We start from the raw sequence: 21894 nt of genomic DNA on the forward strand, positions 1-21894 counted from the left end.
CTTCTTCCAAAATAAGAAAAAAGGCATCCAATCGGATGCCTTTTTGCTATTTCTTCGCTTACCAAAATGCGGCCAATAATCCTATCGCTATCACCATGCCAACATAGTTGTTGTTGAGGAAAGCCTTAAAGCACAACTCCCGCTCACGGTGACGAATTAAGTGCTGCTGATAAACAAACAACGACGCTGCAATCAAAAGGGTCCAGTAGTAACTTTGTCCCAATTGGTAGAACTGCCCTAACCAAACCAACATCGCGAGCGTAATCAGTTGCAACACACCAATAATAAGTTTGTCATGACGACCAAACAAAATTGCCGTCGATTTAATGCCAATCTTTAAATCATCATCGCGATCGACCATCGCATATTGAGTATCATAAGCAATGGTCCATAAAGCGTTAATCAGAAACACAAACCAAACTATCAGTGGTAGCTCCCCGGTTTGTGCAGCCCACGCCATTGGAATTGCCCAGCTAAAAGCCAAGCCTAAAAAGAGTTGTGGAATATGAGTGTAACGCTTCATAAATGGATAGATGAACGCCAACACAATGCCAGCGAAGGATAGCTGAATCGTCAACGGGTTCATGGTCAGCACTAACAAGAATGAGCTGATACCCAAAACCAAAAATAATCCAATCGCTTCTTTTGCTGTCACTTTCCCTGATGGCAGTGGGCGTTGCTTGGTACGTTTTACATGGCCGTCGACTTTGCGGTCAGCAAAATCATTAATCACGCACCCCGCGCTACGCATTAGGAATACACCCAATACAAACACGATAAATACATCCCAACTCGGCATCCCTTGGGCTGAGATAATTAGCGCCCAAATCGTTGGCCACATCAGTAACAGTGAACCAATCGGGCGATCCATGCGCATCAGTTGCCAATATGCTTTGGCTTTTTCTGCGGACATTTACACTGTCTCCTTAGCGTAAACTGGTGAATTAGATAAGAATAACTCGGCGACCAGCATCGGTTTGTGATTCATCCACAACCTTGAGCGTCGCGCTAACAAACGTCCTTCTGGTGCGGCTACCCATCCCATTTGCAAAGAGTCTCGCTCAACGTTGTCTGCGCTGAACACTGTTAGTCCTAATGGGATATCCCCTTGTTGAGCCAAATCATACTGCTGATCAACTAAGGTTGAGCGAGGAATCAATGTCCGTCCGATAACCCAGTTATCATTGTCACCACACAAAATTACCTCTCGCAGTAAGCAATCTTGTTCGGACAATAACTGGCTTTCGTCCTGTTTTAACGTCGCCGCAGTGACGATCTGATTTTGTAGCAATTCTACCGTTAATGCTTGGCAGTGTTGCTTTAAACGACGTGACAAAGACCCTTGCTCTTCAAGCCAGTGCTTGGCAAATTCATTTGGAAATTCGAATTCGTCGGGGTTTTGCCACTCTACTTCCAATAAAGAAGCAAGATAGAGTGATGTTGGCTGATTCATACTAGTATTCAATTGGAGGCTTTATGCGTACAATAAAGCAACAACTTACCGTCCATAGTAATGTATGTAACCGTAAGTTCCGTTATTTGTTATAGACGGCCCATTGTATCAAGACTGAAGCGATTCGAATATCGCGATCCAGAGAAAGAAAAGTTAGAAATATGTACAAACGTTATATAGCCCAAATTATTTTTGCGTTAACCATACTGTTCGCCGCACCAAGTTGGGCTGAAACGGAAGAAACTGGACCTAAGTTGGCATACTTTACCCTTGAGCCTGATCTCACTACTAACTTTTACACCAAAGGCAAAAAGTTAGGTTATGTGCAAGTGCGCATCGACATCATGGTAATGAGCCAACAAGATTTATCGATTGTTGAACATCACCAACCTTTGATTCGCGATGCAGTAATTGAATTACTGGGTAAGCAAACAGAAGATACTATTAAGTCCCTTTCTGGCCGAGAAGATCTGCGCAAAACCTTAGTGACGACCCTCAACGAAACACTTTTGCCCGAAACAGGTAAAACCATCATTGCCGATTTGTTGTTTACAAAATACCTTTACCAATAAACCCAAATCGTTTTGAACATAAAAAAGACCGCTCTTGAGCGGTCTTTTCATTTCAGCTTTAGGCTTGCTGTTGGTATTTCATCTTGCCTGAATCAAACAGCGCAATCGCCATCCCCGACAGTAAACCCACTAAGTGAGCGGTGTTTGCAATCGCCATGAACGGCTGCACAAAACCAAGAACTAACCATACCAACATAAAAACGATGATTGGCTTGGGTAGCGTAAGGCCTAAATGTGGCAAGCGGTAACCCAATATCCACAAATAGCCAAGCAGTGCATAGACCACGCCAGACAAGCCACCGAAGTTTGCCCCTTCAACATAGAATTGGCCAGCCCCAGAAAGCGCTGCTGATACTACAAAGAGTTGCAATAGCTTACCGGAACCGAGACGACGTTCGATGTCGCCCCCCAACTGCCACCACCATAGTAAGTTGAACACGATGTGAGTCACTGAAAAGTGCAGTAACGCATGGCTTAGCCATCGCCACACTTGCCATTGTTGCCCCTCAAAAGCCGGGAAGTGCAACAACTTAAACACGCCATTGCCAAAGCCAAACATTTGTAACAAGTAGATGATGGTACACACCGTCATGATCAGCAAAGTCATAGGGCCTGCTTTTGCTTTGACCATGCTCATGATACTCGGGCTAGAATAATGAAAGGTGCTCTTGCGAGTATCGGCAACGTCCCACGAGGCGGCGCTGTATTTTGAATCAGATGGGTTAGCGAGGAACTGCTTAAGTTCCGCTTCCGCTTCTATTTCATGCTGGCTATCAGTCAGCCACAGCGCAAATTGCCCGTCTCCTTCTGGCATCATTTCGATGTCAATTTGGCGAGAGGCCATATAATCAATAAAGGCTTGCGCCATACGTGGATTATTTAACGTTACCAATCTCTTCATTAACTTCTCACTATCGGTAGTTCTGCTCGGTGCCAGGCTTCAAAGCCACCATCCACACTGTACACCTGTTCAAAGCCTTGGTTAACTAAATATTGTGCGGCACCTTGGCTACTAATGCCGTGGTAACACATCACCAGAATGGGTTGTTCGAACTCCACTTCATCCATAAACGCAACGATCGTATCGTTAGTTAAATGATACGCGGACTCCGCATGCGCAACGGCAAACGATTGAGGGTCACGGATATCTACAAGCTTTGCATCACCCTGCTCGAGCAGTGCTTGCGCACCTTGTACATCGATATGCTTAAACTGATCCATTTACTTTCTCATTCTCTTATGAATATACCCAAGCAACCTCGAACCTAACGTGCTAATCAGCACCCGTGGTACAGCATAAAATCTATATTTGAAGCCGCTTGGGTATACTGCCGCTATTGTAACCTATCCAACGGCAAACTTAGACACATGGATAATCAGGGCTTTCAAAAGTGTACACATTCCAACCATTTGTGGATAAAGCTGTGAATTGCGTTGATAAGGTGTATTTGGATCTTTTGATCCACAATATGTAGTGATGATCCTGATCTAACTGTGTGTATATCTATAACTATCCCCAGATGGAAAAGTGCTTGAATCCCTTATTTTGTCCGGGTTTCGAACAGTTGATAAATAATTACTTCACAGAGTTATACACAGGTAGCACATAAAATCCGGATCGCAAACGCTATCGATTTTCGATCGACAATAAAAAAGCCGAGATCACATGATCTCGGCTTTCTATGAAAATCTTACTTTCAATTAGCAGTGGAAATTAAAATTCACCCACGGCCAATTTTAGTTTCTTCATTGCGTTTTTTTCTAGCTGGCGAATACGCTCGGCAGAAACACCGAACTCATCAGCTAAGTCTTGCAATGTTGCTTTCTCATCATCTAACCAACGAGAACGCACGATGCGCTGACTACGCTCATCCAAACTCGCTAATGCATGACCCAGACGATTATTGGTATGCATTTCCCAGTTTGCAGCTTCGATGTTGTCAGCCACATCAGACGATTTGTCTTCTAGGTACAGCATTGGCGCTGTGTAAGCGTTTGAGCTGTCGTCTTCGTCAGTTGGCATATCAAAGGTTGAATCCACCGCCGCTAAGCGTGATTCCATCTCGCGAACTTCAGAAGGCTCAACACCTAACTCACGCGCAACGGTTTCGACTTCACCGTTGTTAAACCAACCCAAGCGCTTTTTCGACTTACGCAAGTTGAAGAACAACTTACGTTGCGCTTTAGTGGTCGCAATTTTCACGATACGCCAGTTACGTAGCACGTATTCGTGGATCTCTGCTTTGATCCAGTGGACAGCAAAAGACACCAAGCGAACCCCTACCTCTGGGTTAAAACGCTTAACGGCTTTCATTAGACCGATGTTACCCTCTTGCACAAGGTCCGCCATTGGCAAACCGTAGCCAGAGTAACCACGAGCAACGTGAACAACGAATCGTAGGTGCGAAAGAATTAGACCTTTTGCAGCCTCAATCTCACCTTTGTAGTGTAATCGTTCTGCCAGCTCACGCTCTTCGTCTGCAGTCAGCATTGGGTAGCTGTTTACTGAGCGAATATAGCTATCAAGGCTATCTTGCGTGACTAGAGCCATCGGATACGCTTCTTTTGTCATTCAATTCCTCATCAATCTCTGATCTGGAGCATTACATTGCAAATTTAGCTTCGATATCTTGAACTCAAAATGAACAAGTTTCAAGAAGGGGAAGCAATTATCCATAAACATTCGGTCTAAACAAGGGATCCAGATTAGCTAGTGCTAATAAAATCCAAGTAGTAAGACCTTCATCACTTAAACTGGTTCAATTTCTTTTAAATGTCGTTGCGCAGAAAAGCGCGCCGCAATGCATCCCAAAAGACTACCAATGATGATTAATAGCAAAGATTCATCCCAGCTTAGACCAATCAGGCGAAACTGGCTGTCGTACAACGCAGCAAGATCTTCCACCGCACTATTCATAACAATGGTCACTAAAGCCGTTACCAACCACGCGATGGTGGCACCTAATACGCCAAACCACATCCCCGTGTACAAATAAGGGCGCAGAATAAAACTGTCCGTTGCACCGATCAGTTTCATGGTTTGAATCTCTTCTTTATTCGCCAGCACATTAAATCGCAACGTGTTGCCAACGATTAAAAATACCGCACCGAGCATCAACACTGTCAGAGTAATGACAATAATACTCGCGAGAGTTTTGATCGCATCAAGACGCGCCAGCCAGTCTTCGTCAAGTCTCACGTCGGTCACGTCTTGTTGCTCTCGAACATCTTTGGCTAATGACTGAATATCACTTTTTAGCTCCGAGGCTGGCGTAATCACCAACACACCGGGTAGCGCATAGCCACTTAAAAGGCTGATAGCCTGATCGAATCCTGCATATTGGCTCAAATCAGACAGACCTTGCTGTGGAGAAATATATTCTACTTCTTTTACCAAAGGCCAAGTTTCAATTTGATCTTTGAGAACCATCACACGTGCATCCGGCATGCCTTCTACTAAGTAAGCACTAACTTGCGAGGGAGATGCCACATCTTCCGCGGCACCCGCGACGTTTTTGCCCAGTAGATACAAACAAGCTGGCATAGCAAGTGCCATTGAAATCACGGCTAGGGTCAGGATATTACCTAAAGGTCGTTGCCATAAGGCGCTAAAAGAGGATTTTGCTTGTTTTGCGTGGACAGAGAAAAAACCATCGGTATTTGCACGCTTGGCACTGCGGCCTTTCCCCTTCTTTTGGGAGTGCTTGTTACCTGCCATAGTCTTCTACCTCACTTAGGAAGCCTTGGTTTAATTCAAAATGACGATACTGTGGGCGAGTGTTTACTAACCCCACATCGTGCGTGGCGAGTAAGATGGTCACTCCCGCACGATTAAATTCTTCGAACAACCGCAATACGCGATTGGATAGTTCGGGATCGAGGTTACCTGTCGGCTCATCAGCCACCAGCAACGTTGGTCGATTGACCACGGCACGGGCAATACCGACGCGTTGTTGCTCACCACCAGAGAGTTGGCTCGGCAGGCAACGAGCCTTATCAAGCAAGCCAGTTTTATCTAACGCCGCAGAAACGCGGCGTTTGATTTCGTTTTCAGAAATCGATTCGATGCGCATCGGCAGAGCGACATTGTCGTATACGCTGCGATCCATCAGTAGACGATGATCTTGAAAAACAATCCCAATATTGCGGCGCAAAAAAGGGATGTCTTTGCTTGGAATGCGCGTGATATCGTGACCATTAAAATGGATTTTTCCATCGGTTGGGCGCTCTATCGCGCAGATCAATTTCAGCAAGGTACTTTTACCAGCCCCGGAATGCCCGCCTAAAAACGCCATTTCACCGCGCCTCAGGTGAAAATCGACTTTTTGCAGTGCTTGTCGACCACCTCGGTAAGCTTTGCTCACTTGCTGAAATTTGATCACCGTTGATTTCCTCTAACTCTTTTTATTCTTCACGACTAAACAGTGCGTCAATAAACTCTTGAGTTTCAAATGGACGCAAGTCTTCGATACCTTCACCCACACCAATGTAACGAATTGGAATACCAAACTGATCGGCAATAGCGAAAATTACGCCGCCTTTCGCTGTACCATCCAGCTTAGTCAAGGTAATCCCGGTTAGAGGGGCAACATCACTGAAAAGTTTCGCTTGGCTGATGGCATTTTGCCCTGTACCTGCGTCTAGCGTCAGCATGATCTCGTGTGGTGCAGAGTCATCAATTTTCTTCATCACACGTACAATCTTACGCAGCTCTTCCATTAGGTTCGCTTTGTTCTGTAAACGACCCGCGGTATCGGCAATCACAACATCCACACCACGTGCTTTTGCCGCTTCAATCGCATCATAGATAACAGAAGCACTGTCTGCGCCAGTATGCTGGGCAATCACAGGAACGTTGTTACGCTCACCCCATACTTGTAGCTGCTCAACCGCTGCGGCACGGAAAGTATCGCCCGCTGCAAGCATCACTTTTTTGCCTTGAGTTTGGAACTGCTTGGCAAGCTTACCGATGGTCGTGGTTTTACCCACGCCATTTACACCCACCATTAAGATGACGTAAGGCGTTTTGTTGCTGTCGATTTCTAGTGGCTGCTCGACTTTAGAAAGAATCTCAGCCATTTCTTCTTTCAACAAACCATAAAGGGCTTCGCCGTCTTTCAGATCGCTACGTGTGGCTTTTTCTGTCAGGTTGTTGATAATTTTTGTTGTGGTATTCATGCCCACATCAGCAATAAGCAGTTGCTCTTCTAGCTCTTCAAATAAGTCTTCATCGATTTTCTTACCGCTGAACAGACCGAAGAAGCCAGCGCCGATGTTTGCTTTTGTGCGGCTTAGGCTGCGTTTGAGGCGAGCAAAAAAGCTCTCTGTTGGCTTTTCTTGTTCTTGAACGCGAGGTGCAGCAGGCACTTGAGGCTCTTCTGCTTCTGCTTCTGCTTCTGCTTCTGCTTCTGCTTCTGCTTCTGCTTCTGCTGGGGCAGCCTCCGCTTTTTTCGATTCTTCTTCAAGTTCTGGCGTTGCTTCCGCTTGCTCAGCAGCCGCGTCGGTTTGCTGCTCTTCAGAAGGCGCATCCACTGCTTCTTCTTTTACTGTTTCTTCAGTTTTTGGTTTTGGGCTTTGTTCTTCGTCACCAAAACCTAGCCACGAAAGTAATCCGCGCTTCTTTTTTTCCGTCATCTGGGGCTATCCTAGATTGTTCTTTTATCTATTAATGACTCTTTTTTGACAAGATTATTATCTGTCTAAAAAAGGCTAATGACAAAGTTGTGAAAACTTTCCGATTAGGTAATTCTAATCTTATTAGTGTTACACTCTGTCATCTTGAATATTCTGGGCTGTATCCAAGCTCCAAGCTCACGGCTTGGGCGATTAGATATAGTATCACTTTATTAGCGGTCAAAAAATCTATGGTAAGACGTCGCCAGCAAAACTCATCACAAAAAAAGCCAACAACGGGCTTTGTTCGCATTATTAGTGGCTTATGGAGAGGCAGAAAACTTCCTGTACACGATGCTGAAGGCTTACGCCCAACGACCGATCGCGTCAAAGAAACGCTATTTAACTGGCTGGCTCAAGATGTGCCGCAGGCAAAATGTCTCGACTTGTTTGCTGGCTCTGGCGGCTTAGGCTTTGAGTCAGCTTCGCGCCAAGCAGAGCAAGTGACCATGGTTGAGCTGAACCCACAAGCTTTTCAGCAATTACAGAAGAACGTGGCATCTCTTAACGCGAACAACATCCAAGTAGTGAATACAGATGCCTTGAGCTTTTTAAAACAGCCGGGTACTGCGCATCATGTGGTGTTTATTGACCCACCGTTTCGCAAAGGTCTGTTGGATGAGACCGTGGCTCTGCTAGAACAAAATGGCTGGCTCGCGGAAGATGCGATGATTTATATTGAAACAGAAAAAGAACTCAATATTGCCGACTTACCAGAAAACTGGCAGTTACATCGAGAAAAAACAGCAGGCCAAGTGAGTTACCGTCTATATGAACGTACCTCCGCATAACGCCTCGATTTAAAAGGACACTTAAATGAAAGCATTAATTATGCTGGCCAAAGCGGCTATCGCCTTTGTTTGGTTAGTATTGATCCTAAATATCTTTATGCCGTTTCCCGGTAATGCCGCGATTGCGCTGTACATCATGACCGCTTTTTTGTTCATCATGCACGGTTTACAAATGGCCATCTTCATTGGTGCATTTGGCGACAAAATTAAAATGAGCAGTTGGGAAAAATATTCCATCCTGATCTTTGGTATTTTTGCCCTGCTCGATATTCGTCGTAAACACATGATGTAATCGCCCAAATACTAAAAAGCCGCTCTCAAGAGCGGCTTTTTTATTGCGTATCTTCCGTCACCCAAGATAACTCTTAACACCATCCAAAAACATTTGAGTGGAGATCATCACCAGCAACAAGCCCATTAAACGCTCTACCGCTTTTAGACCACGCTCGCCCAACAAACGATTAAAGAAGCCATAAAACATTAGAATAAAAAATGTTGCGCCCCACGCAATCACAACTGATGCGGACATTTCCAACATTTTTTCTGGATGCTGTGAAGATAGCAAAAGCAATGCTGCAATCACTGAAGGGCCCGCGATCATAGGAATGGCCATCGGAACAATAAAGGGCTCCTCCCCTGCCGCCAGTCCAGTGATGCTGCCAGCGCTCGGAAAGATCATCTTAATCGCGATAATGAAGAGAATAATACCACCTGAAATGCTGAGCGTTTCTGGCTGGACATGCAAAAAACTTAAGATGCTTTGTCCTGCAAACAGAAACAACATCAAGATCAGTAAGGCAAACAGTAGTTCACGAATCAATACCTTACGGCGACGCTTAGGATCGATGTGCTTGAGAATAGACAACACAATCGGCAAATTACCGAGAGGGTCCATGATTAGAAACAGCATGGTCGCTGCAGAAAGAATGTCCATATTCTGGCCTCACCTAAAAAATGGCGGCCAGTGTATAGCAAACTGACAACGTGAGTACATGGCTGAGGGCGAAAACAGCATATTCACCCTCGCATCATAGCCGCCGCTTAGTGATTGCAGACACGCGCCATATTGACCACAAACTTACCTTCAAGCTCACGTATTTTGTCGCGCTTGAGCAAAAATGCTAGCAATGCATCTAAGTCTAGATCATTCAGTTTACAGGTGTGAAAGCGAACGGTGTTGCCAAAGTGCTGTGCCAGCGCTTCGCGATCCATTGGCGTTTCTCGAAGTAGGTTTAGCAGCTCGTGGGCATGGATTTCACTCATTATTGACTCCAGTCATCAAGAACAATACGTCCAGTTTACTGAAATCTTCGGGAGCTGCTTTGACTTAAATTAGTAAATGATAGAGGCAACAATGAGGGCGTGGGCAAAGAAGTAGCTACCACTTACCCACAAATAGGCGTGTTTCATCGGTTTTCGGTAACCGTGTATCGCATACGCCAACGCCGAATAGATCAAAACTAGGGTTCCGCTGAAACCGATAGCATTGGCATAGCTCGGGGCCTGCAACCAAACTTCACCCGCCGCCCAAGCAAGCTGAACCAACATCATCCCCATGATCACAACAGGAAACACCAGAGAGTCGAGTTGAGGTAGCAACAAAAAGAACGCCACGATACTCGCTGCGAGCAGTAGGGCCAACAGCCACCAGACAATCTCACCATTAAGCTGCACCCAAAATGACTTGCTGTAGCACACCTGAGCAAGCAAATACGCAGCAAAGTAAATTAGCTTGCGAGTTTTAAACGAGTGCAGCGTATCTGCCACCATAGACACAATAAGCCCACCCGCAATCCAGTAGGTATATGTTGCGGATGCGCCTTGAGTTAACACCAACACAAGAAGAAGTAGCAGAGTAAAGATTTTAAACACAAGGGATTGTGTCGGGTTAGCTTGTTTTGCTCCCAACACGGAATACACACCTGATAGCCCTATCGCCAGCCAACTCCACATGCCGTATACACCTTTTACTTAAACTCGCCGCTAGTCTAGGTAGACCAGTTTTGATGTAAAGACACAATCTGCGAAAGTTGGATCTCGCTAGCGATTCGAAACATTTTGTAACCCTCACTCTGCACAACAATTAAGTCGATGAGCCTTAATGACGGCCATAAATATGGGGCAGAGCCCTATCCCATGAGCCAAGTTCATCAAATCACACGGCACAATAACCCGCGCTTAGTCAGGCCATTTAACTAAAAAGCAGCCCAATGGCCTTGGTAACCCATCACGTCAAAAACTGATGACTAAACCATCAGACTGTATACATCACAGGCAACAAGAATAAATAACAGACACAAAACAGAAAATCATCTTGGTAGCGAGCTAAGATAGTAGAAACCACCGATGAACAGATTAGAACAACATGAAAAATCAAACTTAACTCAATAACAAAAACATCAAATAACGAACGTAAGCCAATGATAAATAAAGCCACATTCTCAATAACCATCGAAAACACCGACTTCATAAACCATCAAATCACTAAACACTTTTTAAGCCCATATTTTCTCATTAGATAAGAAAATTCCCCTTCCACACCTCAACTCAATGATGCACCTCCATAGCACATCTTTTTATTTTCTCAATTTTTGAGAAACACAGACAAAATAGGCAATCAACATACCAACCGAAACAAAAAACAATTTCCAAGTCAACAACAAACCAATATTGACACTTTAAAATCATACACTTAAATAAAATACGAACAACAATCACACAATACGAGCATTTTAAATACAACACAAAAAACACAGTTTTATTAGTCAAAAACACGTAAAAAAAGACAAGTTAAGTGTATTTTTTGAAAAGATTATCGAGCATATGTTGATCAAACCCCAAAAACAGTGCTATATTAAATTCATCGAGTTCATCAAAGATTAAGGGGTAGTGTTATGATTTCATCTTCTCAAAAACAAGGGCTGGTAATGATTGCAGTGGTTGTGGGTTTAATGACACTGCCAATGATGTACTAACCTACTGATTAAAATAAAAAAGGACGCAWWTGCGTCCTTTTTTATTTATCTGTGCTTTTCTACTGTATGTGTTTGGACAAGATATCCCAATGCATATAGTAGAAACCAAGAGCGGCGAGCGTAATCAACGTCATTAGCAAAATTGCTGCACGCCAAATAAAACGAGAGCTTCTTGGCGTTAGCTCTTTTTCGCAAGCGTCACATGCCGCCATAAAGCCTTTCCGATCATCCAGCTTATAATCGTCTTCGTGAACCACTTTATTACGCACAGTAGCGATAAAACGAAGTTTCGCTATCACGTCATGTGGTAAACGTTCTTCACAACTATTAATAAGTTGGTGTAACCCTTTCCCTTCTGCATGGTACTGAGTACGCAAAAGTTTTTCGATCGTTCGGGTACGCATGACTACTTTTTCAATATCTGACATCGTAACCCTCCTTACCAGACCCTTCCCGTGTTCGTTATTTTTATTCTTCTATAAATTTAGAGCTTTTTCGAGCCGTTAAGTGCAATTTTACTTTCAATTTGTGCCCTTGAGCGCATATAGCCAGACAAGTGAAAGCTGCTTAGTTCAGCTTTAGTGACGTAGCTTGCAGATGAAGCAACGATTTCATCGCGTCCCCATTGAGATAAACCGTGAAGTGCGCCGAATAAAATTCATGTCCCTTTCATTAGATTATGAATAAGTTATCTCAACTCATCGTTTCATCAGTGAGTTCTGTAGAATAGAGCTCAATGAAACATCGGAGGTTAACATGCCAATCTCACTTATTGTTGCCCTATTCGCCCTTATTGCTTTGGGCGCATGGGTATTTTTTCGTTTCTATAGCAAGCACTATGTGGGCGAAGATGCTCCAGAACAAAGTGCACAGGTAACTATTTTAGATAAGCAAGCTATCGACATCCCAGATGCACCACCTGGCCAAGACGACCAAGAATATTGGATTTATGTCCAACGCGGTTCTATTGGCCCTAAACGAGAGTTCCAAATTGGAGTGCACTACTACCATGCACTCAACCCTGGAGATAAAGGAACGCTAACCTATCGTGGTAACAAATTCCTTCACTTCGCCATCAAACGTTAAGGCAGTAACCAACGAGTCTTGGCAGAGCGAGAAAAGAGATAGCTCATCGCCAAGGCTCCAGCTCCACTGATAATGATCCAGACTGGAATCACCCATGCGGGATGTCCGGTGTACCAACCAAACGCTTTCATCGGCCATAAGAAAATTGGGTGAAGTAAGTAAATCCCCAAGCTGTGCTGACTGATCACACTCACCACTTTTTGTACTTTTGGTGACAAGCCTTCCCCAAAGTAACGACCGATCATGAAAATCATCGAAGCCGCTAGAATGACATTCAGTGTTTTGTAAGAAAGCCAGCGTCCAACCGTGTACTTCTCCGCCTCTAAACTGTTCGTCACGACCATAGTAAATGTCACAGCCAACGCGACGAGGCCAAACCCTGTAAATAAGGTCACCATAGAGCGGTTCAAAGGCACTTTTTGAAATAGAACATAACCCAGAGGAAGGTAACCCATGTAGAGCCACATTTGGTTACTCCACGGACCATCAATCTTGAACAAAAACAGCGTGCTGGTGAAAAGCCAAAATGCGAGATAGGTATACAACACATTGTCATCAACGTTGCGTACCATCCATTGGAACAACGGAATCACAAAATACAGCGGTATAAAGTAATAGAAGAACCCTAGGTGGTAATACGTCGCGTGGAATGGGCTATTGCTCAATACCTCTTTTACGGTTTCAAAGTCAAACCCTTGAGCCGTCCAGCCAGAGAGGTATGCATAAAACATCGACCAAATAAGAAATGGGACTAAGACTTTGCCTAAACGCCTTTTGATATAATACTTACCGTCAAATGGTCGAGTGTCACTGAGCATCAGCGCTCCGGTGATCAGAATGAAAACTGGCACCGCCCAGCGGGTAACGCTATTAACACCTACCGCCGTCAACCATTGGTCAAACGGAATCACTCCTAACTCATTTCGATAAGGGGCCAAGACGTGAATGGCGATCACTGCCACCGCAGCAAAGCAGCGCAATAAATCAAAAAACAGAACCCTTTCTCTCATACCTTTCCCTACTTTGAGTCGCTTATCGTTTATAGCATAGGGTAAATCTCAGCCAGTGAAATGGTTAACAATCTGTTTTTGCTTATTTTTAACGCAACAATGACCTACAACGGGGATTTCATCGCCACTCTAATCCGTTGGCGGGAACAAAAAACAAACATCAGCATGAACTCACGAGACCGAATCCACACCACTTGATTACGCCGTGTGACGTACAAGAAACAAAAAGTGGCTCCAAGTTGAAGCCATTTTGTACGATCTACAGATAAAAACACCGGGCAAAATTTACGCTGTGGCAACGTTAGCTTTTGGCAACTTAATCGAAATCAACGTCGTCAACGCCAAGAAAGCAAAGGAGACCCATAAGCACGCCGCAAGACCAGCCTCTTGGTAGATCCAACCCGATAATACCGTGCCAATCAAACGTCCCATCGCATTGGCCATGTAATAGAAACCCACATCCAGAGATACGCCATCGCCTTTGGCATAGCTCACAATCAGATACGAGTGCAGCGAAGAGTTAATGGCAAACACAGCGCCAAAAATCATTAACCCCACAACAATCACCAACTCAGGCTGCCAGCCGATTTGCACACCATAAGCAATACCGCCCGTAATTAACGCAAGAATTCCTGCCCATACTAATGCTGCACTACCATCAGGCACGCGACCTTGCGCTTTACCAGTAATACGCGGCGCAAAGCCTTGCACAAACCCATAAGCAATGACCCATGCGGCTAAAAAGCCACCGACCCACAAGTGATCCCAACCAAACACGCTGCCGAGATAAATAGGCAGAGCGACCACAAACCACACATCACGCGCCCCAAACAAGAACATACGTGCCGCAGATAAAATATTTATAGATTCGGATTTGGAGAAAATTTGGCGAAACTTAGGTTTACTCTTTGCTTTACCCATGTCAGCTTCTAGCCAGATCATGCTGCAAACAAACACCAATGCCAGCACACTCGCCATAATAAACATCGAGTTTTGGAAACCCACCCAAGACAACAGCAAGCCACCGACAAAGAAACCCGCTCCTTTGAGCGCGTTCTTCGAGCCCGTCAAAATGGCCACCCATTTGTAGAGTGCGCCTTGCTGCTCGTCTGGTACTAATGTTTTAATCGCACTCTTGGCACTCATCTTGTTGAGATCTTTGGCAATCCCCGACAAAGCTTGCGCCGCCATCACCCAAGGAATCGTCAGCCATGCGTTGGGTACTGCCAGCATCAACAACGCAAACACTTGCATCGCTAAACCAATGTTCATGGTTTTGTTCAGGCCTAACCTTGCGCCCAACCACCCACCAATCAAATTGGTCACCACACCAAAAAATTCATAGAAAAGGAACAGTGAGGCAATAGCTAACGTGGAATAACCCAAGTCGTGAAAATAGAGCACCACCAGCATACGCAGCGCTCCGTCGGTCACGGTAAAGTTCCAATAGTTAAACGTCACTAACATGTACTGACGAATACTTTTGCTCAATTGAGAAATCATATTGACCTCTTATGTACAGCGATAGATGCATTTAGATCATCATGTGCCAAATGCTTATTAACCTGTACACCAACCATAAGGCGATACAACCTTAGTTCGAATTCACAAACACACCGAAATTTACAAATGGACAAAGATAACCAATAAAAAAACAAAAACTTAAATTTAATTTTTAGTTTTACTGCTGACCTATTTTCCATTATATAAACTGGAAAATAGCTTTTGGATCATGATGTTCCAAAAGCTATTTAAGCTGATCAAGCGTCTTTCGCCACGCGTTCGATGTACTCAAGCTGCACCGGTTTTGTAAACGCACCAGGGCGAAGAGCTTGCACTTCTCGCACGATATCTTCTAACTGCCATTTCTTCTCTAGCAACAAGTGAGCCGCAAACAAACCTGTGCGACCCGAGCCGCCCATGCAGTGCATCGCGACTTTGCCACCTTGAGCAAGAATCGCATGCAGTTCCGGGCTGGCTTGTTGCCACTTCGCCGAAAATTCTTCACTTGGTGCGCAGTCATCTTCAATCTCGATCTGGAACCATTTCATGCCCAGCTGCTGAGTGATGTCACCCAAAGCCGCAACGTCTTTCGCGGCTAACTCGCTATCGTCCAATGCAGTAACGATCGCTTGAACCCCCTGATCCTTCAACTGTTCCAACGACGCTTTCAACTCGACGCCTTTGGTACCCGGGCACGGTGTCAGAACTAATGCACCAGAGTCCAAATCTAATTGCCATGTAGGATGAAACATTATGAACTCCTGTTATGCCAGACCAACGTTTCGAACCAATTCTGCGGTGCGCGTTGCGTATCCCATTTCATTATCGTACCAGGCGTAAATCTTCACCATTCGTGATCCAACCACCATGGTGGATTGTGCATCAACGATGGTTGAGCGTTGGTCGCCTTTGTAATCGATCGACACCAACGGACGCTCTTCAAAGCCAAGAATGCCTTTTAGCTCACCTTCTGACGCTTCTTTCAGCAAAGCATTCACTTCTTCTGCTGTGGTATCGCGTTTTACATCGAAGATGATGTCGGTCAATGACGCATTCGCCAGCGGTACACGCACTGCGTGGCCGTTAATCTTGCCTTTTAAGTCTGGGAAAATTTCCACAATTGCTGTTGCACTGCCGGTAGTGGTCGGGATAAGACTCATGCCGCACGCACGAGCACGACGCAGGTCTTTATGTGGCGCATCCAAAATGGTTTGCGTATTGGTCAAATCGTGAATTGTCGTGAAAGAGGATTGCTCAATGCCCAACTTCTCATGAATAACTTTCACCACAGGCGCTATACAGTTTGTTGTGCACGAAGCGGCTGTCACGATACGATGTTTTTCAGGATCGAAGATGTGGTCATTCACACCAACTACAATGTTCGCAATGCCTTCTTCTTTCACTGGTGCACTCACCACCACGCGCTTCACACCTTGATCGAGATATTGGTCTAGGTACGAGTTTTTGCGGTGTACACCTGTCGCTTCAATCACAACATCGCAGCCAGACCAGTTCACAGCGTCGATATCACGTTGCTGAGTCGTGGCGATGCGCTTGCCATTGATGACGAGTTCATTGCCTTCAACCTGCACTTCATGGTGCCAACGACCTTGCACTGAATCGAACTCTAATAAGTGGCCAAGCGTCGCTGCATCACCTGCGACATCGTTGATTTGCACAAACTCTAACTCTGGCCAGTCGAATGCCGCTCGCAGTGCTAAACGACCAATTCGGCCAAAGCCATTAATGCCTACTTTAATTGTCATAGTTTTACCCTTTAATCTTCTACCTTGAATCTCTGTTTGCTATTAACAGCAAGCCTCACGACTTTTATCGTGCAAGCGTGTGATGTCGTCTTGGTACTCTTGCTTCAAACAGTTTGATGCCACTAAGTCTTCAATCAGCTTACGCATCCAACCTGGTAATTGCTGCGATAACTCGTAGTACACCCATTGCCCTCGGCGTTTATCCACCAAGATGCCACTAGAGCGTAACTGAGCAAGATGACGAGAAACTTTCGGCTGACTCTCTTGCAACGCAAACGCCAAATCACCCACGCAAGTTTCGCCTTCACGGGCCACCAGCATTAAACAACGTACGCGCGTTTCATCGGATAACAGCTTGAAAAACTGATGTGGAAGCATAATAAACATACCTATATATGGATATGCGTATATATTTATTTAACTCTGAGATGTCGTCAAGAGTGATCCCATCATCGTCATAAAAGTTTCACATCGAAACAGCTAATAAAGATTGAGAGAAGAACGGTTAGAGAGAATAAAGATACGGAAGAAATTTACGCAGTTGCGACGTTTTGACTCCAGCGAACCGCTTCACCTAACGAGAGCTTGACCTCTTCCAAAGACAATCCCAACTGCGTCGTGATTTTTTCAACGCCTGACCAGTCGGCACGCTCGTAACACTCTTCGAGAGAAATCAGCGCACCATAAACTCCCTTGCGATGTAATAAGGCTTGTTGTACGGATTCGCTAAGTGGCAATTGCTTGACTAAAGATTCCACCGACAAATCAAGCATCGCATCTAAAATCGATAATAAACCGACCATAAACCCTTGTTCGTTAAGGTGAGAAAATGGCTGATAACGCGACATTAATTGGCAGAACTGCGCTCGTTGTAATGAAAGGTGATACAGCTCTCGAGGCTTGTTACTAGAGATATACGACGCCACGACCAAGGAGACAAACTGCTTAAGATTATCCTGACCAAGGTAGATCAAGGCCTGACGAAACGAGCTGATTTCGACAGCGAGGTTTGGCGCTTGCGTATTTACAAAGCGCAATAATTTGTACGACAACGCGACATCTTGCGTAATGATGGTTTCAATACGAGTAAAGTCTGGCTCTGGTGAGCAGACTTCACGAAAAAGCTGTAGCGCTAACACTTGCTCAGGGCTCACGTATTTTGTTTGCGAAACTAATGGCTTACTAAAAAAGTAGCCTTGGAAAAACTTAAAGCCAGCCGCTTTGGCTTGCTCAAACTCTTCTGCGGTTTCAACACGTTCCGCCAAAAAGTGGTACTTGACGCGTTTAGCAAGGTGATCTTTGACCAACGCACACGCTTTTTCCAGCCCCATTGCCATGATATCGAGTTTAACGATGTGCACGTAAGGTAAGAAGCGACGCCACTCCGGCGTTAAGGTGAAATCATCCAGCGCGATCAAATAACCTTCTCGATACAACTCGCGAATCGCATCGAGAAGATCATCGGTCGGCTGGCAAGTTTCCAGGACTTCGACGACGATTTTGTTTTTTGGCAAGCTGCGCGGTAAGCGGCGCACCAAGCTTTGATGAGGAAAATTGATAAAGCATCGCGAAGAAGCAATCACTGGGTTAGTGCCGAGTGATAGGAAATTCTCAACAATTAATCGGTATGTTGCTCGGTTTGACTCAATATGCGAAGGGTATGCGTTACTCTCCCCATCTCGAAACAACAATTCATAACCCAGCGTCTGTCTTTTGCGGTTAAAGATCGGCTGGCGAGCAACATACGTTGTATTCATGCTAAAGAAGGACCTATAAATGGCTTATGACTTTGCAGCTGCTAATAATGCACCACAACCCATAAACATTGAACCGAAGACTTTGTTTATTTTCCCCATGATTTTATCAGAGCGAATAAAACGTCCCATTTGCGCCGCCAAGGTGGTGTAACCCAACATCACACACGCGTCGATCACAACAGTCGTAACACCAAGCACCAACAGTTGCGTCAGTTGGTCTTGTGCCGGGTCAATAAACTGTGGAAACAACGCCACCAGAAAAACAATCGATTTAGGGTTCGTCAGGTTAATCAAAATAGCTTTGTACAAGAGTGCCATGCCAGACATGTCTTTGTGGCTCTCTGCCGCCACCAAGCTGGAGGTGTCTCGCCATTTCTGGATACCCAACCAAACCAAATAAGCCGCGCCAACCCATTTAATGACAGAAAATGCCGTTGCCGACTGTGCGACCAGCGCACCAATTCCCGCCCCAACTAACGCAATGTGAATGGCCAAACCAATTTGGAGACCGATCACTGCCCCCAAAGATTTGCGAGTACCGTAACTCAAACCATTGCTGATTGAGTTCACCGTGCCAGACCCCGGAGCCAAACTAAAAACGATTGCAGTTACTACATAAGCTAACCAGACGTGGGTATCCATTGCATTTCCTCACTAATTCTTCGATGATACATCGCGTAAACAACGTATCTTCAGGTAATCGACTAATGGCTACTAACCATTCACCTTTGACTTATACTCAAGAGTCATTATTTGAGCAAGCAATTGGTGGTCCGATCGCGGCACTTTGGCAAACTCGCCAAGAAGGCTTTGTTAAAGGAACTGAGAAAAAGAACATCTACTGGTGCAAACTGACCAACCCAGAACATAAAAAAGCCGTGCTCATCGTTAATGGGCGCATTGAATCTTCCTGGAAATACCAAGAACTGTTTTACGATCTCTATCGCCAAGGCTTCGACGTCTATTCCTTTGACCACCGCGGACAAGGTTTATCAGATCGTCTATTGTCTGACTCAGATATGGGTCACGTCTATGACTTTACTGATTATATTGACGATATGGACGTGGTCGTAAACAAACACGACCTTAGCGATTATCAGCAATGTTTCATCATTGCCCACTCCATGGGCGGCGCAATCGCTACACGTTATCTGCAAACTCACCCAGAACATCCCTTTACCGGCTTGATTCTTAGTGCGCCTATGTTTGGTATTAATCTGCCATGGTACTTATCGCCAATAGCGATTCCAGTGACACAAATTATGTCAGCGGTATCCACTTTGCCACGCTATGCACCAGGACATCAGGCCTACTTTCCTAAGCCCTTTGAAGATAACCCGCTCAGCCAAAGCTATGGTCGCTACCAATGGTTCCGAAATCTCTATACGGAAAAGCCGGAACTGCAAGTCGGTGGACCGAGCACACGATGGGTATGGCAAGGGCTAATGGCAGCAAAACAATGCTTTTTATTGACTCGCCAAGTCAAAGTACCGGTGCTCCTGATTCAAGCTGGGAACGATCGTATTGTCAGCAATCTGGCGCAAAAACGTTTCATCGATAAATTGCGTAAAACCAACCCACATGCGGAGCTACTTTCTATCGAAGACGCTCAGCATGAGATCTTATTCGAGACCGACCAGTATCGTAATCAAGCACTCGATGCAATCTTCCGCTTTATGAATGACCCGAAATCATCGCTAAACGAAAAAACATAATAAGAACTCTAGGCGACCATTTCACGGCCATGATTAAAGAGGAAATGTCTGCACATTGATTTACCCTCTTTTTCATCCTCATTTTGACGTACACTGCTTGGGTCTGGCTGCGTTGAACCACGTAGATGCAACCGACCAAAGTTCCCCCGCATTCGGAGCAGCATGATCTAGTCAGTCTGCTGTACTCCGTTTGCAATCACCTGTTCCACACTATCCAAACCGTTTACGAGGACTTCATGAGCACATCGCTACCTTGCAAAGAGATCACTAAAATCGTTGCCTCTGATCTGGATGGCACGTTACTCGCACCAAACCATCAGCTCAGTGCTTACTCAAAAGAGACGCTAAAAGCGCTGCATGAAAAGGGTTACACCTTTGTCTTTGCAACAGGCCGTCACCACGTAGACGTTGCGAGCATCCGTCGTCAGGTCGGAATTCCGGCTTACATGATCACCTCGAACGGTGCCCGTGTGCATGACCAGGAAGATCAGCTGATGTACAGCGAGAATGTCCCTGCAGAACTGGTTCAAGGCGTGATCGACACGATCAAGCACGATCAAGAAATACTTATCCACATGTATCAAAATGACAGTTGGTTGATGAACAAAGACGACGAAACATTGCGTGATTTCCATGACGAATTCACATACGTCTTATTCGATGAAGACCAAGCGCCAACTGACGGTATTGCGAAAATCTTCTTCACCCATCCGGCACAAGATCACGAACGCTTGGTGGTGTTTGAAAACAAACTACGTGAACAATTTGGCGATAAGCTGAATATTGCGTTTTCAACACCATGGTGCTTGGAAGTAATGAGTGCAGGTGTGTCTAAAGGCCATGCTCTTGAAGCGGTAGCGAAAAAACTCGGCCTCACGTTAGAAAATTGCGTGGCATTTGGTGATGGCATGAATGACGTAGAAATGCTGTCGATGGCAGGTAAAGGATTGGTCATGGGTACATCACACGAGAAAGTGATGAAAGCATTGCCAAATAACGAAGTGATTTGCAGCAATGCAGAAGATGCGGTTGCACACTACCTACAAGATCACTTGCTGTAAGCTGCAATACTCCAAACAATAACAAAGGGCTGCACATTCGCAGCCCTTTTCTTTTATCGCTGACTTGGCAACTTCTCTTTGCCAAGGATCGCTTCCCACTCTTCTTCTGTCACAGGCATGATCGACAAACGATTTCCACGTTTCACCAATGGCATGTTCTCAAGTTCTGGCATCGCTTTCATCACCGATAACGGAATCACTCGCGTCGTTTTACGCACGAATTCGACATCCACCATAATCCAACGCGGGTTGTCTGGGTCTGACTTTGGATCGTAATAATCGCTTTCAGGATCGAACTGGAAATGATCGGGATAGGCTTCTCTCACGACTTTAGCAATACCGGCAACGCCAACATTCTTGCAAGAAGAGTGATAAATCAGGACTAAATCGCCCACCTTTACTTGGTCACGCATCATATTGCGCGCCTGATAATTACGAACTCCCTCCCAACATGAAACCTTTTGGGTTCGAAGCGTGTCAATAGAAAAGGTATCTGGTTCAGTTTTAAATAACCAATATGCCATAATGCCAT

Annotated in this window: 26 protein-coding genes; 6 read left to right on the forward strand and 20 right to left on the reverse strand. The window is 45.2% G+C overall.

What is annotated here, in order from left to right:
- Positions 1 to 58 precede the first annotated feature (58 nt).
- Both ubiA and R2S67_RS20595 read right to left on the reverse strand, forming a co-directional pair.
- Positions 59 to 913 carry a 4-hydroxybenzoate octaprenyltransferase gene (gene ubiA / locus R2S67_RS20590; protein WP_317346847.1) on the reverse strand — a complete coding sequence of 285 codons (855 nt, stop codon included), beginning with the start codon at positions 911 to 913 and terminating at the stop codon, positions 59 to 61.
- Positions 914 to 1453 (reverse strand): chorismate lyase, encoded by a 540-nt coding sequence (locus tag R2S67_RS20595; RefSeq protein WP_317346848.1) that lies wholly within the window; start codon positions 1451 to 1453, stop codon positions 914 to 916.
- Positions 1454 to 1614: 161 nt separating this feature from the next.
- On the opposite strand from R2S67_RS20595, the gene R2S67_RS20600 reads away from it, so the two are divergent.
- Positions 1615 to 2025 (forward strand): flagellar basal body-associated protein FliL, encoded by a 411-nt coding sequence (locus tag R2S67_RS20600; RefSeq protein ID WP_054868132.1) that lies wholly within the window; start codon positions 1615 to 1617, stop codon positions 2023 to 2025.
- Positions 2026 to 2083: 58 nt separating this feature from the next.
- Here R2S67_RS20600 and glpG read toward each other — a convergent pair whose 3' ends face one another.
- From glpG to ftsY, 6 genes are all read right to left on the reverse strand, one after another.
- Positions 2084 to 2926 carry a rhomboid family intramembrane serine protease GlpG gene (glpG, locus tag R2S67_RS20605; protein ID WP_005393785.1) on the reverse strand — a complete coding sequence of 281 codons (843 nt, stop codon included), beginning with the start codon at positions 2924 to 2926 and terminating at the stop codon, positions 2084 to 2086.
- The gene (glpE, locus tag R2S67_RS20610) at positions 2926 to 3246 is read right to left on the reverse strand and encodes a thiosulfate sulfurtransferase GlpE (RefSeq protein WP_005378691.1); all 321 of its coding nucleotides are present in this window, start codon (positions 3244 to 3246) and stop codon (positions 2926 to 2928) included. Before glpE ends, glpG begins: the two co-directional genes overlap by 1 nt.
- A 493-nt stretch (positions 3247 to 3739) precedes the next feature.
- Positions 3740 to 4597, reverse strand: coding sequence for an RNA polymerase sigma factor RpoH (gene rpoH, locus R2S67_RS20615; RefSeq protein ID WP_005378693.1), 858 nt, complete (start codon positions 4595 to 4597; stop codon positions 3740 to 3742).
- A gap of 177 nt (positions 4598 to 4774) precedes the next feature.
- Complete coding sequence (gene ftsX / locus R2S67_RS20620; protein ID WP_005393793.1) at positions 4775 to 5743, reverse strand: permease-like cell division protein FtsX; 969 nt, start codon at positions 5741 to 5743, stop codon at positions 4775 to 4777.
- Complete coding sequence (ftsE, locus tag R2S67_RS20625) at positions 5733 to 6407, reverse strand: cell division ATP-binding protein FtsE (RefSeq protein WP_005393800.1); 675 nt, start codon at positions 6405 to 6407, stop codon at positions 5733 to 5735. Before ftsE ends, ftsX begins: the two co-directional genes overlap by 11 nt.
- A 22-nt stretch (positions 6408 to 6429) precedes the next feature.
- Positions 6430 to 7659 carry a signal recognition particle-docking protein FtsY gene (gene ftsY, locus R2S67_RS20630; protein WP_317346849.1) on the reverse strand — a complete coding sequence of 410 codons (1230 nt, stop codon included), beginning with the start codon at positions 7657 to 7659 and terminating at the stop codon, positions 6430 to 6432.
- Positions 7660 to 7889: 230 nt separating this feature from the next.
- Between ftsY and rsmD the strand changes: the two genes are divergently transcribed.
- Positions 7890 to 8489 carry a 16S rRNA (guanine(966)-N(2))-methyltransferase RsmD gene (rsmD, locus tag R2S67_RS20635; RefSeq protein WP_012841297.1) on the forward strand — a complete coding sequence of 200 codons (600 nt, stop codon included), beginning with the start codon at positions 7890 to 7892 and terminating at the stop codon, positions 8487 to 8489.
- A gap of 25 nt (positions 8490 to 8514) precedes the next feature.
- Positions 8515 to 8781, forward strand: coding sequence for a DUF1145 domain-containing protein (locus R2S67_RS20640; protein WP_005378704.1), 267 nt, complete (start codon positions 8515 to 8517; stop codon positions 8779 to 8781).
- Positions 8782 to 8838: 57 nt separating this feature from the next.
- Here the strand turns inward: R2S67_RS20640 and R2S67_RS20645 are convergent, their stop codons facing one another.
- From R2S67_RS20645 to R2S67_RS20660, 4 genes are all read right to left on the reverse strand, one after another.
- Positions 8839 to 9423, reverse strand: a complete 585-nt coding sequence (locus R2S67_RS20645) for a YhgN family NAAT transporter (protein ID WP_005393807.1) — start codon at positions 9421 to 9423, stop codon at positions 8839 to 8841.
- 107 nt (positions 9424 to 9530) lie between these two features.
- Positions 9531 to 9752: a YecH family metal-binding protein gene (locus R2S67_RS20650; protein ID WP_005393809.1), complete on the reverse strand. Its 222-nt coding sequence runs from the start codon at positions 9750 to 9752 to the stop codon at positions 9531 to 9533.
- 69 nt (positions 9753 to 9821) lie between these two features.
- Entirely contained in the window at positions 9822 to 10442 is a 621-nt protein-coding gene (locus tag R2S67_RS20655; protein ID WP_005393811.1) for a lysoplasmalogenase, read from the reverse strand.
- Between the two features lie 1081 nt (positions 10443 to 11523).
- Complete coding sequence (locus R2S67_RS20660; protein ID WP_005393815.1) at positions 11524 to 11892, reverse strand: hypothetical protein; 369 nt, start codon at positions 11890 to 11892, stop codon at positions 11524 to 11526.
- Between the two features lie 328 nt (positions 11893 to 12220).
- Here R2S67_RS20660 and R2S67_RS20665 point away from each other — a divergent pair, with 328 nt between their 5' ends.
- Positions 12221 to 12550, forward strand: a complete 330-nt coding sequence (locus R2S67_RS20665) for a DUF2500 domain-containing protein (RefSeq protein ID WP_005393817.1) — start codon at positions 12221 to 12223, stop codon at positions 12548 to 12550.
- Here the strand turns inward: R2S67_RS20665 and R2S67_RS20670 are convergent.
- The 7 genes from R2S67_RS20670 to rhtB form a co-directional block, all read right to left on the reverse strand.
- Positions 12547 to 13560 (reverse strand): acyltransferase, encoded by a 1014-nt coding sequence (locus R2S67_RS20670; RefSeq protein ID WP_005393819.1) that lies wholly within the window; start codon positions 13558 to 13560, stop codon positions 12547 to 12549. The genes R2S67_RS20665 and R2S67_RS20670 overlap by 4 nt on opposite strands.
- A gap of 285 nt (positions 13561 to 13845) precedes the next feature.
- Complete coding sequence (gene arsJ, locus R2S67_RS20675) at positions 13846 to 15063, reverse strand: organoarsenical effux MFS transporter ArsJ (RefSeq protein WP_005393820.1); 1218 nt, start codon at positions 15061 to 15063, stop codon at positions 13846 to 13848.
- A gap of 257 nt (positions 15064 to 15320) precedes the next feature.
- A complete protein-coding gene (locus R2S67_RS20680; RefSeq protein ID WP_317346850.1) occupies positions 15321 to 15815 on the reverse strand; it encodes a cyclin-dependent kinase inhibitor 3 family protein in 495 nt (164 codons plus the stop codon).
- Positions 15816 to 15827: 12 nt separating this feature from the next.
- A complete protein-coding gene (locus tag R2S67_RS20685) occupies positions 15828 to 16829 on the reverse strand; it encodes an ArsJ-associated glyceraldehyde-3-phosphate dehydrogenase (RefSeq protein WP_048626822.1) in 1002 nt (333 codons plus the stop codon).
- Positions 16830 to 16871: 42 nt separating this feature from the next.
- Positions 16872 to 17207, reverse strand: coding sequence for a metalloregulator ArsR/SmtB family transcription factor (locus R2S67_RS20690; RefSeq protein WP_005393826.1), 336 nt, complete (start codon positions 17205 to 17207; stop codon positions 16872 to 16874).
- Between the two features lie 155 nt (positions 17208 to 17362).
- A complete protein-coding gene (locus tag R2S67_RS20695) occupies positions 17363 to 18586 on the reverse strand; it encodes an EAL and HDOD domain-containing protein (RefSeq protein WP_317346851.1) in 1224 nt (407 codons plus the stop codon).
- Positions 18587 to 18610: 24 nt separating this feature from the next.
- Complete coding sequence (rhtB, locus tag R2S67_RS20700; RefSeq protein ID WP_005393828.1) at positions 18611 to 19228, reverse strand: homoserine/homoserine lactone efflux protein; 618 nt, start codon at positions 19226 to 19228, stop codon at positions 18611 to 18613.
- Positions 19229 to 19293: 65 nt separating this feature from the next.
- On the opposite strand from rhtB, the gene R2S67_RS20705 reads away from it, so the two are divergent.
- Together R2S67_RS20705 and R2S67_RS20710 are read left to right on the forward strand one after the other, a co-directional pair.
- Positions 19294 to 20301 carry an alpha/beta fold hydrolase gene (locus tag R2S67_RS20705; RefSeq protein WP_317346852.1) on the forward strand — a complete coding sequence of 336 codons (1008 nt, stop codon included), beginning with the start codon at positions 19294 to 19296 and terminating at the stop codon, positions 20299 to 20301.
- Positions 20302 to 20537: 236 nt separating this feature from the next.
- Positions 20538 to 21362: a Cof-type HAD-IIB family hydrolase gene (locus R2S67_RS20710; protein ID WP_317346858.1), complete on the forward strand. Its 825-nt coding sequence runs from the start codon at positions 20538 to 20540 to the stop codon at positions 21360 to 21362.
- 53 nt (positions 21363 to 21415) lie between these two features.
- Here R2S67_RS20710 and R2S67_RS20715 read toward each other — a convergent pair whose 3' ends face one another.
- Positions 21416 to 21886 (reverse strand): EVE domain-containing protein, encoded by a 471-nt coding sequence (locus tag R2S67_RS20715; protein WP_114324079.1) that lies wholly within the window; start codon positions 21884 to 21886, stop codon positions 21416 to 21418.
- Between the last annotated feature and the right edge of the window lie 8 nt (positions 21887 to 21894).

The organism is Vibrio sp. T13N (assembly GCF_032970445.1).
Lineage (GTDB): Bacteria > Pseudomonadota > Gammaproteobacteria > Enterobacterales > Vibrionaceae > Vibrio > Vibrio diabolicus.

Coding starts and splice junctions, on each gene's coding strand:
- ftsX (WP_005393793.1), bottom strand. CDS start 5,743: ATGGCAGGTAACAAGCACTCCCAAAAGAAGGGGAAAGGCCGCAGTGCC.
- R2S67_RS20655 (WP_005393811.1), bottom strand. CDS start 10,442: ATGTGGAGTTGGCTGGCGATAGGGCTATCAGGTGTGTATTCCGTGTTG.
- glpE (WP_005378691.1), bottom strand. CDS start 3,246: ATGGATCAGTTTAAGCATATCGATGTACAAGGTGCGCAAGCACTGCTC.
- R2S67_RS20695 (WP_317346851.1), bottom strand. CDS start 18,586: ATGAATACAACGTATGTTGCTCGCCAGCCGATCTTTAACCGCAAAAGA.
- arsJ (WP_005393820.1), bottom strand. CDS start 15,063: ATGATTTCTCAATTGAGCAAAAGTATTCGTCAGTACATGTTAGTGACG.
- R2S67_RS20640 (WP_005378704.1), top strand. CDS start 8,515: ATGAAAGCATTAATTATGCTGGCCAAAGCGGCTATCGCCTTTGTTTGG.
- R2S67_RS20665 (WP_005393817.1), top strand. CDS start 12,221: ATGCCAATCTCACTTATTGTTGCCCTATTCGCCCTTATTGCTTTGGGC.
- rhtB (WP_005393828.1), bottom strand. CDS start 19,228: ATGGATACCCACGTCTGGTTAGCTTATGTAGTAACTGCAATCGTTTTT.
- R2S67_RS20690 (WP_005393826.1), bottom strand. CDS start 17,207: ATGCTTCCACATCAGTTTTTCAAGCTGTTATCCGATGAAACGCGCGTA.
- R2S67_RS20660 (WP_005393815.1), bottom strand. CDS start 11,892: ATGTCAGATATTGAAAAAGTAGTCATGCGTACCCGAACGATCGAAAAA.
- R2S67_RS20670 (WP_005393819.1), bottom strand. CDS start 13,560: ATGAGAGAAAGGGTTCTGTTTTTTGATTTATTGCGCTGCTTTGCTGCG.
- R2S67_RS20715 (WP_114324079.1), bottom strand. CDS start 21,886: ATGGCATATTGGTTATTTAAAACTGAACCAGATACCTTTTCTATTGAC.
- R2S67_RS20680 (WP_317346850.1), bottom strand. CDS start 15,815: ATGTTTCATCCTACATGGCAATTAGATTTGGACTCTGGTGCATTAGTT.
- ftsY (WP_317346849.1), bottom strand. CDS start 7,659: ATGACGGAAAAAAAGAAGCGCGGATTACTTTCGTGGCTAGGTTTTGGT.
- R2S67_RS20600 (WP_054868132.1), top strand. CDS start 1,615: ATGTACAAACGTTATATAGCCCAAATTATTTTTGCGTTAACCATACTG.
- R2S67_RS20685 (WP_048626822.1), bottom strand. CDS start 16,829: ATGACAATTAAAGTAGGCATTAATGGCTTTGGCCGAATTGGTCGTTTA.
- rsmD (WP_012841297.1), top strand. CDS start 7,890: ATGGTAAGACGTCGCCAGCAAAACTCATCACAAAAAAAGCCAACAACG.
- R2S67_RS20595 (WP_317346848.1), bottom strand. CDS start 1,453: ATGAATCAGCCAACATCACTCTATCTTGCTTCTTTATTGGAAGTAGAG.
- R2S67_RS20650 (WP_005393809.1), bottom strand. CDS start 9,752: ATGAGTGAAATCCATGCCCACGAGCTGCTAAACCTACTTCGAGAAACG.
- rpoH (WP_005378693.1), bottom strand. CDS start 4,597: ATGACAAAAGAAGCGTATCCGATGGCTCTAGTCACGCAAGATAGCCTT.
- ubiA (WP_317346847.1), bottom strand. CDS start 913: ATGTCCGCAGAAAAAGCCAAAGCATATTGGCAACTGATGCGCATGGAT.
- R2S67_RS20710 (WP_317346858.1), top strand. CDS start 20,538: ATGAGCACATCGCTACCTTGCAAAGAGATCACTAAAATCGTTGCCTCT.
- R2S67_RS20705 (WP_317346852.1), top strand. CDS start 19,294: ATGGCTACTAACCATTCACCTTTGACTTATACTCAAGAGTCATTATTT.
- glpG (WP_005393785.1), bottom strand. CDS start 2,926: ATGAAGAGATTGGTAACGTTAAATAATCCACGTATGGCGCAAGCCTTT.
- R2S67_RS20645 (WP_005393807.1), bottom strand. CDS start 9,423: ATGGACATTCTTTCTGCAGCGACCATGCTGTTTCTAATCATGGACCCT.